This is a genomic window from Streptomyces sp. M-16 (assembly GCF_052114405.1).
Taxonomy (GTDB): Bacteria; Actinomycetota; Actinomycetes; order Streptomycetales; family Streptomycetaceae; genus Streptomyces.
The window spans coordinates 1-13,413 of record NZ_JBFRER010000161.1 but is presented as its reverse complement, the minus strand read 5'-3'; the positions used below and the strand labels follow the sequence as shown (position 1 = coordinate 13,413).

At 76.1% G+C, this 13,413-nt stretch carries 8 protein-coding genes; 3 read left to right on the top strand and 5 right to left on the bottom strand.

Annotated features, from left to right (window positions below; genetic code table 11):
• The 3 genes from AB4039_RS38775 to AB4039_RS38765 form a co-directional block, all read left to right on the top strand.
• Positions 1–316 (top strand): helix-turn-helix domain-containing protein (locus tag AB4039_RS38775; RefSeq protein ID WP_442272969.1); only part of this gene is annotated, 316 nt, incomplete at its 5' end.
• Entirely contained in the window at positions 313–2,883 is a 2,571-nt protein-coding gene (locus AB4039_RS38770; RefSeq protein WP_442272968.1) for an AAA family ATPase, read from the top strand. The genes AB4039_RS38775 and AB4039_RS38770, both read left to right, overlap by 4 nt.
• A gap of 5 nt (positions 2,884–2,888) precedes the next feature.
• Entirely contained in the window at positions 2,889–5,723 is a 2,835-nt protein-coding gene (locus AB4039_RS38765) for an ATP-binding protein (protein WP_442272967.1), read from the top strand.
• A gap of 23 nt (positions 5,724–5,746) precedes the next feature.
• On the opposite strand, the gene AB4039_RS38760 is transcribed toward AB4039_RS38765, so the two are convergent.
• The 5 genes from AB4039_RS38760 to AB4039_RS38740 form a co-directional block, all read right to left on the bottom strand.
• The gene (locus AB4039_RS38760) at positions 5,747–6,571 is read right to left on the bottom strand and encodes an AfsR/SARP family transcriptional regulator (protein WP_442272966.1); all 825 of its coding nucleotides are present in this window, start codon (positions 6,569–6,571) and stop codon (positions 5,747–5,749) included.
• A gap of 136 nt (positions 6,572–6,707) precedes the next feature.
• A complete protein-coding gene (locus tag AB4039_RS38755) occupies positions 6,708–7,220 on the bottom strand; it encodes an allene oxide cyclase barrel-like domain-containing protein (protein WP_442272965.1) in 513 nt (170 codons plus the stop codon).
• Between the two features lie 54 nt (positions 7,221–7,274).
• Positions 7,275–8,816: an FAD-dependent monooxygenase gene (locus AB4039_RS38750; protein WP_266846603.1), complete on the bottom strand. Its 1,542-nt coding sequence runs from the start codon at positions 8,814–8,816 to the stop codon at positions 7,275–7,277.
• A 5-nt stretch (positions 8,817–8,821) separates the two neighbouring features.
• Entirely contained in the window at positions 8,822–12,097 is a 3,276-nt protein-coding gene (locus tag AB4039_RS38745) for a beta-ketoacyl synthase N-terminal-like domain-containing protein (RefSeq protein ID WP_266846604.1), read from the bottom strand.
• 35 nt (positions 12,098–12,132) lie between these two features.
• Positions 12,133–13,413: SDR family NAD(P)-dependent oxidoreductase (locus tag AB4039_RS38740; RefSeq protein ID WP_442272964.1), on the bottom strand; the 1,281-nt coding region annotated here is incomplete at its 5' end.

Genomic DNA, 13,413 nt, shown 5'->3' with positions numbered 1-13,413 from the left:
GACCGCCGAGGTCCGGGCGGCGCTGGCCGCGGCGGGCCTCACCGGGCCCGGCCCCGGTCCCCGTCCCGGCGCGGCCACGCCGCTGCGCCCCTGCCCGCTGAGCGGCACCGAGCGGCAGGTCGCGCACGCGGCGGCGCGGGGAGCCACCAACCAGGAGATCGCCGAGACCCTGTTCATCGCCCGGCGCACCGTGGAGATGCACCTCACCTCGGTCTACCGCAAGCTCGGGCTGGCCGGCCGGGGCGACCTCCCCGACGCGCTCCGCGCCCTCGCCCCCGCCCCGTCCGCGCCCCGCCCGCGGACGGGCACCCGGTGATCGCGGGCGAGGACCGGGCCCCCGACGCACTCGTCGAGCGGGACGGCGAACTGGAGCTCCTGCGCGCGGCCGTGGCGGACCTGCTCGCCGGACGCTCCCGCGTCATCACCGTCGAGGGGGCACCCGGCACCGGCCGCAGCGCGCTGCTGCGGTACGCCTCCGCGCGGGCGCGGGCCGCCGGATGCGCCACCGTGTACGCCGCCGGCTCCCCGACGGAGTCGGCCCTGCCCTTCGGCATCGTCACCCAGCTCCTCGCCCGGCGGGACATGCCCGCCGCCCCGGACCCCGCCGCCCTGCCCCTGCCCGCACTGTGCGAGCTCTTCCTCGCAGCGGCCCGCCAACGGCCGATGCTGCTCGCCGTCGACGACGCGCAGTGGGCGGACGCGGACTCGCGGCGCTGGCTGGAAGCCCTGCTCCGGCGGGCCCGCGGCGCGCCCCTGGCGATCCTCGTCGCCGGGACCCGTGGCGCCGTCCCCGCCATCCGGCCGGGCACGGACGGCCGCGCCGACGGCGCACCCGCCGCCGCCCGCGTCGCGCTGCGGCCGCTGACCCCGCTCGGCGTGGGCGCGATGCTGGCCGCCGCCTTCGACGGGCCCGTGGACCCGGCCTTCGCCGGAGCCGCGGCCGAAGCCTGTGCGGGCAACCCCGCCGTGCTGCGCTCGCTGGTGGACGGGATCGGCGCGGACGGGCTGGAGCCGAGCGCGCACACGGCCGCCGAACTGCCGTGGCGCGCGGCCGAGTCCGTAGGCGGCCGCACCGCACGGCTGATCGACGGCCTGCCCGCCGAGCACGTCAGCCTCCTGCGCGCGATCGCCGCCGGCGGGCCGCACCTCGGCCCCGCCGCGCTGGGCGAACTGGCCGGACTGCGCACCGTGCCGGTGTCCCGCGCGCTGTGCCTGCTGGCCGACACGGGCCTGGTCGAGGGCGCGGACACCCCGCGCACACCACCGGGTGTGGCCGAAGCGGCCCTCGCCGGCATGACCGGGCCGGACCGCGCGGCCCTGCACGCGCGAGCCGCCGTACTCGCCCCGCGCGTCGCCGCACCGGCCCCCCGCACCGACCCGCCCGCCGACGTGCGCGCACCCGTCGGCACGGGTCTGTTCGAGGATGACCCCGACTGCGCCGAGCGCGCGGGGTGGCGGCTGCTCAACAGCCCCGACGACCACGTCCCGGCCGTGGACCGGCTGCGCGCCGCGGACCTCCTCACCACCTGCGGACACGAGACGACGGTGCGCCGCGGCGCGGCCCTTCCCCGGATCCTGGCGCACCCGGACACCCGCGGGGCGGAGTACGACGCGCTCCTCGCCCTGCACTGGCTGATCGAGGACGCCGCGCCCACGGAGGAGAGCGCGGACATCGCGGCCCGCGTACCGCCGCTGCCCGTACCGCCGCGGGGGCCCGCGCAGGAGGGCGTGGCGGCGCTGCGCGGCGCCCTCGCCGGGTCGCTGCCGCCCGCCCGCGTGCGCAGCCTGGCCGAGGCCGCGCTGCGCCCCGCGCCGGGGCACCCGCAGCTGTTCACCACACGGCTGGCGGCCTGCTACGCGCTGGCCCTGGCGGACTCCCACGAGGACGCCGCCGCCGGCCTCGACCCGATCGTCGCGCAGGCCCGCGCGCGGGGGACGCGGAGCGCCGTCGCCGCGGCCCTGTCCGTCCGCGCGACGGTGGCCCTGCGGCGGGGCTGGCTCCAGGAGGCGGAACAGGACCTGGCGGAGGTCGAATGGGCGGCGTCCCACGGCTCCGGATCCGTGAAGTCCGTGCCGCTGACCGTCGCCCTGCGGATCCTGCTGCACCTGGAGCGCGACGAGGTGGACGAGGCGGGCCGGGCCGCGACGGCGGAGGTGCCCGTACGGGCGGTGAGCGGCATGTGGTGGCCGACGTTCCTCTACGCCAGGGGCCGCCTGGGCCTGCGCACCGGCGACCACGGGGCCGCTCTGTCGGACCTGCTGGAATGCGGACGCGGACTGCTGGCCCGGGGCTGGACCAACCCTGCCTTCGTGCCATGGCGTTCGGCCGCCGCCCTGGCCCGCCTGGGCCGCGGCGACCGGGCCGGGGCCACCCGCCTCGCCGCCGGGGAACTCGTGGCGGCGCGGGCGTGGGGGAGCGCGAGCGCCATCGGCACGGCCCTGCTCGCCGTGGGCCGGGTGACCGAGGGGGAACGGGCCCGTGCGGCCCGGGGCGAAGCGGCGCGGCTGCTGCTCCGCGGGGACACCGCCGCCGAGTGGGCCGCACCCCGCCGGGCGCGACGGGTCCGGGCACTGACCGGCGTGCACGGCGTCCCGACCACGCCCCCCGGAACCGAGGGCCGGACCCCGGGAGCCTTCCCGGGCCGGTTCCCGGCGGTGCACGGCGGCGAGCCGGTCCGCGAGGAACTGACCGCGGCCGAGACGCGCGCCGCCGGGCTGGTCCGCGAGGGCATGACCAACGGGGCGATCGCTCTCCGACTCGGGGTGTCCCGGCGCATGGTGGAGATGCACCTCAGCCGTGTCTACCGCAAGCTCGGCCTCTCCGGCCGCGCGGACCTCTCCCACCGCGCCGACCTCTCCCATCCCCTCCCCGACAAGGACTGAGCCGGATGCTCCTCGAACGCGACGCCGAGCTGCGCGCGGTGGCCGAGGCCCTGCGCGCCGCCAAGGACCCCACGGCCGGCGCCGGCGCACCCGTCGTCGTCACCGGCGCCCTCGGCTCGGGCAAGACGGAGCTGCTCGACCACCTCGCACCCCTGGCGGGGCGGGAGCGGACCAGGGTCCTGCGGGCCGACGCGGCCGCGTCCGAACGGGATTTCGCCTTCGGTGTGGTGCGCCAGATCCTGGAGCCCGTGCTCGCCGGTGCCCGGCCCCCCGTCCGCGGCCGGTGGCTCGACGGGGGCGGGGCCGCCGCCTGGGCCGTCGTCGCGGGCGGGGTGCCCGCGCCGGCCCCGGAGGCGTACCCCCACCTCCTGCGGGACCTGCGCGCCCTGGCCGAACGCATCGCCGCGGACCAGCCGTTGGCGGTCATGGTCGACGACCTGCAGTGGGCGGACGAGGACTCCCTGCGCTGGCTGGCCTACCTCGCCAAACGGCCCACCGCCCGGCCGGTGACCCTCGTCGTGACCGTCGCCGACGGCGATCCCGGCGCCGAGCGGCCCGCGGTGCGCGAGCTCCTCACGGGCGGCGGGCGGGCGCTGCGACTGCGACCGCTGTCACCGACCGCCATCCGCGCCGTCGTGGAGAGCCGCCTCGGCGTCCCGGTGCACGACGCGTTCGGCCAGGCCTGCCACGAGGCCTTCGCGGGCAACCCGATGCTCGCGGTGTCCGTCGGCGACAGCATGCGGCACGCGGGACTGCGGCCGTTCGGCACGGACGCCTCGGCGGCGCTGCGCCTGCGGCCTCCCGTCCTGCGCGAACGCCTCGCCCTGCGCCTGGAACAACTGCCCTCCCCGGTCATCGGGTTCGCGCGGGCCATGGCCGTCCTCGGGGACCAGGCCGAACCGGGGCTGACCGGCGCACTGGCGGAGCTGGACGCCGTGGACTGCCGCACCGCCGAACGGGCGCTGCGACGCCTGGGCCTGCTCACCGCCCGCCCCGGCCGGACGGCGTCGGCCTTCGTCCACCCGGTGGTCCGGGACGCCGCCGAGGAGACCCTCCCGGCCGAGGAGCTCCAACGGCTCACCGGCCGTGCGGCGGCACTGCTCCACCGCAGCGGGCACCCGGCCGAACAGGTCGCGGCCCGCCTCATGGTCACGCCACCGGCCACCCCGCCCGACGGCGCCTGGGCGGTGACCGTGCTGCGCGCCGCGGCCGACGCCGCGCTCGACCGCGGTGCGCCCGAAGAAGCCGTCGGTTACCTGCGCCGGGCCCTGCGGGACGCGTCCACCGACGGCGAGGACCGCGCCGAGGTCCTGGTCGACCTGGCCGGCGTCGAGCGCAGCCTCGACCCCTGGATGGCCACCCGGCACATCTCCCAGGCGGTGCCCCTGCTGCCCTCGGCCGCGCGCCGGGCCGCGGCCCTCCTGCGCATACCGCCGCCCCTCTTCGACACCGCGCCGCCGCACACCGCCGACCTGATCCGGCGGGAGTCGGCCGCCCACGCCCCCGGCGGCGAGCCGGACGGAGCCTGCCCCGAGGTGGCGCTGCGCCTGGAGGCCAGGGTCCGCTGCACGCAACCCACCACGCCCGAACGGCTCGCCCGGTCGGTGGAGCGGCTGCGCGGGCTGGGCCCGGAGCCCGCCCTCGACACCGGAGCCGCCCGCGAACTCGCCACCGTACTGTTGCACGACGCGGTGGCGGCCGGGCGGATCGAGCGCGGCGACGCCGTGCGGCTCGCCCGGCGGATCCTGGAGCGCACCCCGGCCGTGCCCGAGCTGCCGTACACGGCCCTGCCGCTGCTGGCGGTCACGCTGCTCGCTGCGGACGAACCGGCCGACCTGCCCGGATGGCTGGAGACCCTGCTGGCCCGCGCGGTACGCCAGCGGGCCCCGGTGGCAGAGGTGCTGGCCGGCAGCGAACTCGCCGTGACCCTGCTGTGGTCCGGGGACGCGGTACGGGCCGAAGCCCTGGCGCTGCGGGCCCACGAGACCGCCGGGCAGCGGTGGGGGGCCGACGCGGCGGCGGACGTCGCGCTGGCGCTCGTCGCCATCGAGACCGGGGACCCGCACGCGGCCGACCGGCTGCTGGCCCGGGAGGCGGCTCCCGGCTCCGCGGACACCGCCGGGGTGTACCGCAACGTCACCCACCAGCTGCTCCAGGGCGTCCGCGCCTACCACCGGCGCGACGAGGCCACCGCGCTGGACCACTTCCTGGCCTGCGGCAGACGGCTGGAACGGGCCGGCTGGCACAACCCCGCCCTCGGTCCCTGGCGCCCTTGGGCGGCCCTGGCCCACCGCCGCCTCGGCGAGGTGGAGGCGGCCGGGGAGCTGATGCGCGAGGAGTACGAGCGGGCGCGGGCCTGGGGCGCCCCGGCCGTCCTCGGCAGGGCGCTGCGCGTGCGGGGCGTGCTGACCGACGGGGAACGGGGGACGGAGCTGCTGCGGGAGGCCGTGGCGGTGCTGCGCGGCTCGCACCACCGCCTGGAGCTGGCCAGGGCCCTCGTACAGCTCGGCGCGCGGGCGGCCGCGGAGGGGGACCCCGGGGCGAGGAGCCTGTTGCGGGAGGGCGGCGCCCTCGCTTCGGCGTGCGGCCTGCCGGACCTCGCGGCCCGCGCCCGGAACCTGCCGGGCGGCCCCGCGGCCGACCGGGCGGCGGCCCCGACCCGGATCCAGCTGAAGGTCGCCGGGCTGGCCGCGCGGGGACTGTCGAACCGTGACATCGCCGACGAACTGGGCGTCACGCGCCGCGCGGTGGAGAAGCACCTCACGGTCGTCTACCGCAAGCTGACGGTTTCCGGCCGGTCCGAACTGCCGGAGGCGCTGGAGGCCCTCGAAACGCGCTGACGAACCGGGCGGTCCGGGCCGGGCTACGCCGGTATGCGCGCGAGGCGGGGATTGTCGGCGGCGAGAATGGCGTGGTGAATCCGGCGGGTCGCGAGGCAGGGATCGAGTCCGAGTTCTTCCTTGAGGACGTCTCGGGCGACCCGGTAGACGTGCAGGGCGTCCGCCCGCCGGTCGCAGCGGTAGAGCGCCAGCATGAGCTGTCGGTGGAACGCCTCGTGCAAAGGGTGCCGTCCGAAGAGCGCGTAGAGCCGGCTGACCGTTTCCCGGTGTCCGCCCAGGGCGAGTTCCGACTCCATCAGCAATTCCGTGCAATCCAGTGTGGTTTCGTCGAGCCAGGTCACGAAGCCATTGATGATCGGACCGCTCCGCAGGCCTCCCAGAGGCGTGTCCTGGGTCAGTTCCAGTGCGGCGCGCAACTGCTCGACGGCCTCGTTGTGCTGCCCCGCCCGCGCTGCCGCACGGCCCTGAGCAGCCAGTTGACCGAACCTCTCGACATCGAGCTCCCCCGGCTCGACGCGGATGAAGTAGCCGGGCGAGCGGGTGACGATCGGGCCCTCCGCTATTCCGCAGGACCTCAGGAACTTGCGCAGCTCGCAGATGCGGACATGGATCGCGGTGGTGGCCCGTAACGGTGAATCCTGGCCCCATATCTCGGAAATCAACTCGTCGAGCGATACCACGTGGTTCGCCCTGGCCAGAAGGGCGGCCAATACGATTTCCTTCTTGCGGGCCGAAAGGTAGAACCGCTTGCCCTCGTTCGCGACGTGAAGTTTCCCGAGAATCCTGTATCGCACCGCTGCTCCGATCTCTTCGGCGAGCCGAACCGCCCATTCCTGCCGTCCGGGCACAATTCCAACCTAGCCAGCGGCCCTCGAACGGGTCAACGAATCGGGAAAAGCCTGCGGTGCGGTACGGACCGAACCACCGGAGGTGGTACGGAGGCGGGGGCCGACGGCGCACCGTCGGCCCCCGCACCCGCGGCGATCACTTCCCGGCGAGCCCGCAGAGCACGAAGTTCGCCTGGAAGTTGCGGCGCAGCTCCACACTGCGCAGTTCCCGCACGCCCACCTTGCCCAGGTAGCGGCCGGCGGTGCCGACCGCGTGCAGGGCCTGCCACTCACCGGCGAGGATGGCGTTGACGTCGATCCAGCCGGCCGTCTGGATCTGCCCGTCGGGCAGGTCGACCTCCTCGCGGTAGAACGCCATCAGCCGGTCGCCCTCGGGGTGCTTCAGGACCTTCCAGCTGTGGCCCACCAGGTGGCCCACGGAGGCGCCGTCGGCGTCGAAGAACTCGTCGGTGTGCGTGCTGCGGTCACCGATGCTGAAGGAGCCCGGGACGACGGCCTCGTAGTCCAGCTTGACGGTCTCGGTCAGGCCGGTCAGCGCGAAGCAGTCGCCCGGGGACTCCTGCGACACGGTCGCCGGCTCGGTGGTCATCGCCGCCGCGCACGCGGAGCACATCGCCACGGCCGCACGGAAGGGGTCGATCAGCTGCATGTCAGTGCCTTTCGTCGTCATGTCAGGGGAAGGAAGGAAGAAGAAGAGGTACGGTCAGCGGCCCGCGTCGGCGGTGGCCGCCCCGAACCAGCGGCCGAGGGAGGCCTCCAGCGCCGAACGGTCGAGGGGACGCCCCCGCGGGGCGACCCAGGCGACGTGACCGTCGGGCCGGAGCAGGACCGCGGCCAGGCCGTCCGCCGCGGTCGCGGGGGCGGACGCGGTGACGGCGTCCACCCGGTCCGCCCACCCGTCGGCGACCGCCTTCAGCTCCGGGTCACCGGCCAGGTCCAGCAGCACCCCCCGGCCGCTCTCCAGCAGCCGCAGACTCCCGGTCCGGGAGCCGTCGGGGGCCGTCAGCTCCCGGTTCGGCATGCGCGTCCCCACGAGCGGGTGCTCGTCACCGAGGTCGTAGCGGACGTCGACGGCGCTGAGCTCCCCGGCCATCCGGTCGTTCGCCTCCGTCGTCTCCAGGGCCTCGGCCACGACCGTGCGCAGGGCGTCGATGTCCGCTCCGCGCGTCATCAGCACGTTCTGCGCACGGGTGTTGAGCAGGACCCGCGCCGCCACCGGATGGCGCTCGCGCTCGTAGCTGTCCAGCAGGTCCGCGGGGGCCCGCCCGTTCACCTCGGCCGCCAGCTTCCAGCCGAGGTTCACCGCGTCCTGGAGCCCCAGGTTGAGCCCCTGGCCGCCGAACGGCGGGTGGACGTGCGCCGCGTCACCGGCCAGCAGCACCCGGCCGATGCGGTAGCGCGCCGCCTGCCGGGTGGTGTTCCCGAACCGGCTCAGCCACTGCGGCCGCGCCTTCGACAGGTCGATGCCGGCCACCGCGGCCGCCGCCGCGCAGACCTCCTCGAACTCCGGCGGTCCCGCCCGCCTGACCGGGGGCCGGGAGAAGTCGCTGACGATGAACCGCATCACGCCCTCGTCCGCCGCCGACACCGTCACCACCGACGCCGCCAGCCAGCCCCGCTCACCGCGGACGAAGGGGAACGGACGGCTCTGCAACTGCGGCAGGTCCCGGTCCACGCCCGAGACGTCGGCCAGCAGGACGTCCGCCGTGGCGTCCGTGCCGGGGAAGTCCACACCGGTGAGCGCCCGCACGGTGCTGCGCCCACCGTCGCAGCCGACGGCGTACGAGGCCCTCAGCGCGTACGGGCCGTCCGGGCCCGTCACCTCCAGATCGACGCCGTCCGCGTCCTGGCGCAGCCCCGTCACCCGGTGGCCGCGCCGGACCGTGGCGCCCAGCTCCAGCGCCCAGTCGGCGAGCACCCGCTCGATGCGGGCCTGCGGCAGCAGCAGGACCGCGTGCGGACTGTCGAGCCTGCCGAGGTCGATGGGCACGGGCAGCAGTGCGAAGTGGCTGTAGCGGCCGGTACGGCTGCCGGTGAACCGGTCGAGGATCCCGCGCTGGTCCCAGATCTCGATGGTCCGCGCGTACACCCCCGGCGCCCTCGACTCGCGTTCGTCGGTGAGTCCCGGACGCTGCTCCAGGACCACCACCTCCACGCCCGCGAGCCGTAGCTCGGCGGCCAGCATCAGCCCGGTGGGGCCGGCGCCGCAGACCACCACCGGCGGCCTCGTCGGGTTCGTCGTCATGCGGATCACTCCTTGGTGTGCGGCGCACCGAGCACGGTGCGCAGGTATCGGGCGAGGGAGGCGGGCGAGGGATGGTCGAAGACGACGACCGGTTCCAGCAGCAGCCCGGTGGCCAGGCACAGCCGGTTGCGCAGGTCGAGCGCGGTGAAGGACGAGAAGCCCAGGCGCAGGAACGGGACCTCCGCGTCGACGGCGTCCGGGGCGTCGTGCCCGAGGACGGCGGCCGCGTGGAGGCGTACGAGGTCCAGCAGCACGCGCTCCTGTTCCTCGACGGTGGCGCCCGCGAGGCTCTCGGCCAGCAGGCCCTGCCGCTCGGTGTCCTCCACCAGCGGCGGCGACACGGCCCCGGCCCCGGCCCCGCCGCCGTCCGGATCCGAACGGCTCCACCAGGCCGACAGGGCGGGCAGCACCTCGCCCAGGGCGGCCCGGTGCCCGTCGTCCAGACCGAGCCGGCCGGCCAGGCCGTCCAGGTCCGCGCGGGAGACCTCGTCCCAGAACCCGGTGTCCGCAGCGCCGCCGCGCCGCCCGCCGCGGGCCGCCGCCGACGCCAGCCAGTAGGTCCGGCGCTGGAAGGCGTAGGGCGGCAGTTCCACCGCCCCGGCGCCCGCGAAGACGGTGTCCCAGTCCACCCCCGCACCGTTCGCCCACGCCCGTGCGAGGGCGTCCACCGCACGCGGTGCCTCGGGCCGGCCCTTCAGCAGCACCGGGGCGAACACGTGCTCCCCGGGCGGCAGGCCCTGCTGCGCCAGGGAACTCAGCACCGCGTCCGGCCCCACCTCGACGTACGTGGATACGCCCGCCTCCGCCAGGTGGCGCACGCCGTCGTGGAAGCGCACGGCCGAGCGGATCTGCCGGGCCCAGTACGCGGGCGAGCACAGCTCCGCGTCGGTGGCCGGGCGGCCGGTGACGTTGGAGACGACCGGGATCCGCGGCGGGCGGAAGGCCAGCGTCCCGGCGAACGTCCGGAACTCCTCCAGCGCCGGCTCCATGAGCGGCGAGTGGAACGCGTGGCTGACCCGGAGCCGGGTGGTCCTGCGGCCCCGTTCCGCGAGGTGGGCGGCGACGCGCTCGGCCGCCTCCCGCTCCCCGGACAGCACCACCGAGCGGGGGCCGTTGACGGCGGCCAGGCCGACGCGGTCCTCGTACCCGGCCAGGAGCGGGAGGACCTCCGCCTCCTCGGCCTCCACGGCGATCATCACGCCCCCGGCGGGCAGCGCGTCCATCAGCCGCGCCCGCGCGGCCACCAGGGCCGCGGCGTCGGGCAGATCGAGGACCCCGGCGGCGTGCGCGGCGCTCAGCTCGCCGATGGAGTGGCCGATGAGATGGGAAGGCGTGAGGCCCCAGTGGCGCAGCAGCCGGTACAGGGCCGTTTCCAGGGCGAACAGCGCCGGCTGGGTGTAGGCGGTGCGGTGCAGGAGGGCCGCCTCCGGGCTGTCCGGCGCGGCGAACAGGACCTCCCGCAGCGGCCGGTCCAGGTGCACGTCCAGGTGGTCGCACACCTCGCCGAGGGCCTTGGCGAAGACCGGGAAGGCCTCGGCCAGTTCGGCGCCCGTACCGGGACGCTGGCTGCCCTGCCCGGTGAAGAGGAAGGCGGTCCCGCCGCCCGGTGCCGCGGTGCCGCGGACGGCCCCGGCGCCGCGGCCCCGCGCCAGGTCCAGCAGCGAGCCCATCAGCTCCTCGCGGTCCCGCCCGATGACGGCGGCCCGGTGCGGGAAGTGGGTCCGCGTGGTGGCCAGGGACCGGCCGACGTCCGCGGCCCCGGCCTCCGGGTGATCGGCCAGGTGGCGGTGCAGCCGCCGGGCCTGGGCCCGTACGTCCGCGGCGCTGCGGCCCGACACCACCCACGGCAGGGGGACCTCCTGCGCGGGCTCCGCGGCGGTCGGCTCCCCGGCCGGGGGCGCCTCCTCCAGGACCAGGTGGGCGTTGGTGCCGCTGATGCCGAAGGAGGAGACGGCGGCCCGCCGGGGGCGTTCGCCGTCCGCCGGCCAGGGGGTGGCCTCGGTGAGGAGGGAGACGGCGCCCGCCGTCCAGTCGACGTGCGGGGTGGGCTCCTGGGCGTGCAGGGTCTTCGGGAGGAGGCCGTGGCGCAGGGCCATGACCATCTTGATGATCCCGCCGACGCCGGCGGCGGCCTGGGTGTGGCCGATGTTGGACTTGAGGGAGCCCAGGCGCAGGGGCCGGCCGGCGGGCCGGTCCTGGCCGTAGGTGGCGAGGAGGGCCTGGGCCTCGATGGGGTCGCCGAGGGTGGTGCCCGTGCCGTGCGCCTCCACGGCGTCGACACCGGCGGACTCCACGCCCGCGTCCGCGAGGGCCCGGCGGATCACCCGCTCCTGGGCGGGCCCGTTCGGCGCGGTGAGGCCGTTGCTCACCCCGTCCTGGTTGACCGCGCTGCCCCGGATCACCGCCAGGATCCGGCGCCCGCCCCGCTGCGCGTCGGAGAGCTTCTCCAGCAGGAGCAGGCCCGCGCCCTCGGCCAGCCCGGTGCCGTCGGCGTCCGCGGAGAAGGCCTTGCAGCGGCCGTCCTGCGACAGACCCCGCTGCCGGCTGAACTCCACGAAGGTGTCGGGCGTGGCCATCACGGTCACCCCGCCGGCCAGCGCGAGGTCGCATTCGCCCCGCCGCAGCGCCTGCACGGCCAGGTGGACGGCGACCAGGGAGGAGGAGCAGGCGGTGTCCACCGTCAGGGCCGGCCCCTCCAGGCCGAAGGTGAAGGAGATCCGCCCGGAGGCCACGCTGGTGGCCGTCCCGGTCATCAGCTGGCCCTCGAACTCCTCGGGAGCCTCCTGGGGGTGCGGTGCGTAGCGCTGGCCGACCACTCCCGCGAAGACACCGGTGTTGCTGCCGCGCAGGGTCTCCGGGACGATCCCCGCGCCCTCGAAGGCCTCCCACGCCGTCTCCAGCAGCAGCCGCTGCTGCGGATCCATCGCGGTGGCCTCCCGCGGGCTGATGCCGAAGAACTCGGCGCCGAAATCGCCGGCGTCGTGCAGGAAACCGCCGCCGGAGGCGTACGTCGTCCCCTTGCGCGCGGGGTCGGCGTCGTACAGGGACCCGAGGTCCCAGCCCCGGTCGCCGGGGAAGGCGGAGACGGCGTCGGTGCCGGTCTCGACGAGCCGCCACAGCTCCTCGGGGGTGCGCACGTCCCCCGGGAAGCGGCAGCTCATCGCGACGATCGCGATCGGTTCACCGGCCGCGGCGCGGGCCTCGCGCAGCAGCTCCCGCGTTTCCTGCAGGTCGGCCGTCACCCATTTGAGGTAGTCGAGCAGCTTCTCTTCGTTGGTCATCGTGGCGTCCTCCTCTTCGATCGGTCGGGAAGGCATCAGCGGCCCGCGGCCCGGCCGAGGTCCTGGTCGATCAGGGCGAAGATCTCGTCGGACGAGGCCTGCGCGATCTCCCGGGCGGTGGCCCCCGGCGCCGCGCCGCGCCGCGTCCGGCCCCAGGTGGCCACCAGTGATTCCAGTCGCTGGACCACCTCCTGGCGCACGGCGTCGTCGGCCGGGTCGGATCCGTTCAACAGGGCTTCCACGCCGGTCAGTTCGGCCAGGGCCGGAGCAGGGGCCGCGGCTGCTTCGGGGGCCAGGGCGTCCCGCAGGTGGCGGGCGAGGGCGCCCGGCGTGGGGTGGTCGAAGACCAGGGTCGACGGCAGTCGCAGTCCGGTCGCGCCGGCGAGCCGGTTGCGCAGCTCGACGGCGGTCAGGGAGTCGAACCCCAGGGCCGTGAAGGGGCGTTCGGCCTCGACGCGGTCCGTGGCGGAGTGTCCGAGGACCGCGCCGACCTGCGTGCGGACCAGGCCGAGCAGGGCCTCCTCCCGTTCGCCCGCGGGCAGCGCGAGCAGCCTGCGCTCCCAGGAGTCGGCCGGCACCGCGCCGTCGGACCGGGCCGCGCGGCGCGCCGGGGCGCGGAACAGGTTCCCCAGCACGGGGGGCAGGGTGCCGTTCCCGGCCCGCTCCCGCAGGGCCGCGGGGTCGAGCAGGGCGGGCACGACCACCGGTTCGGCGCCGGCCAGGGCCCGGTCGAACAGGGCCAGACCGGTCTCGGTGCCGAGCGGGATCATGCCCCCGCGTGACATCCGGCCCAGGTCCGTCCGCCCCAGGTGGTCGGTCATCCCGGAGCGTTCGGCCCACAGTCCCCAGGCCATCGACACCGCGGGCAGCCCCTGGGAGCGGCGCCGCTGCGCGAGGGCGTCGAGGAAGGCGTTGGCCGCCGCGTAGTTGGCCTGGCCCGGAGCGCCGACCGTGGCGGCGGCCGAGGAGAACAGGACGAAGGCCGAGAGGTCCATGTCGCGGGTCAGTTCGTCCAGGATCACGGCGGCGTCCACCTTGGGCCGCAGCACCTCCTCCACCCGGTCCGGGGTCAGTTCGGTGAGCACCGCGTCGTCGAGGGTGCCGGCCGCGTGGATGACGGCGGTCAGCGGCACCGGCAGCGATGCCAGCAGTTCGGACACGGCCTGTCGGTCGGTGGTGTCGCAGGCGGTGATGGTGGTGTGGGCGCCGAGGTTGGTGAGTTCGGTGTGGAGTTGTTGGGCGGTGGGGGTGTGGGGGCCTTGGCGGCTGATGAGGTGGATGTGTTTGGCGTTGTGGTGGGTGATGAGGTGTCGGGC

What these genes read in the sequence shown, in the direction of transcription:
- AB4039_RS38750 (WP_266846603.1), bottom strand. Translation starts at nt 8,816, where the DNA reads ATGACGACGAACCCGACGAGGCCGCCGGTGGTGGTCTGCGGCGCCGGC.
- AB4039_RS38765 (WP_442272967.1), top strand. Translation starts at nt 2,889, where the DNA reads ATGCTCCTCGAACGCGACGCCGAGCTGCGCGCGGTGGCCGAGGCCCTG.
- AB4039_RS38745 (WP_266846604.1), bottom strand. Translation starts at nt 12,097, where the DNA reads ATGACCAACGAAGAGAAGCTGCTCGACTACCTCAAATGGGTGACGGCC.
- AB4039_RS38755 (WP_442272965.1), bottom strand. Translation starts at nt 7,220, where the DNA reads ATGCAGCTGATCGACCCCTTCCGTGCGGCCGTGGCGATGTGCTCCGCG.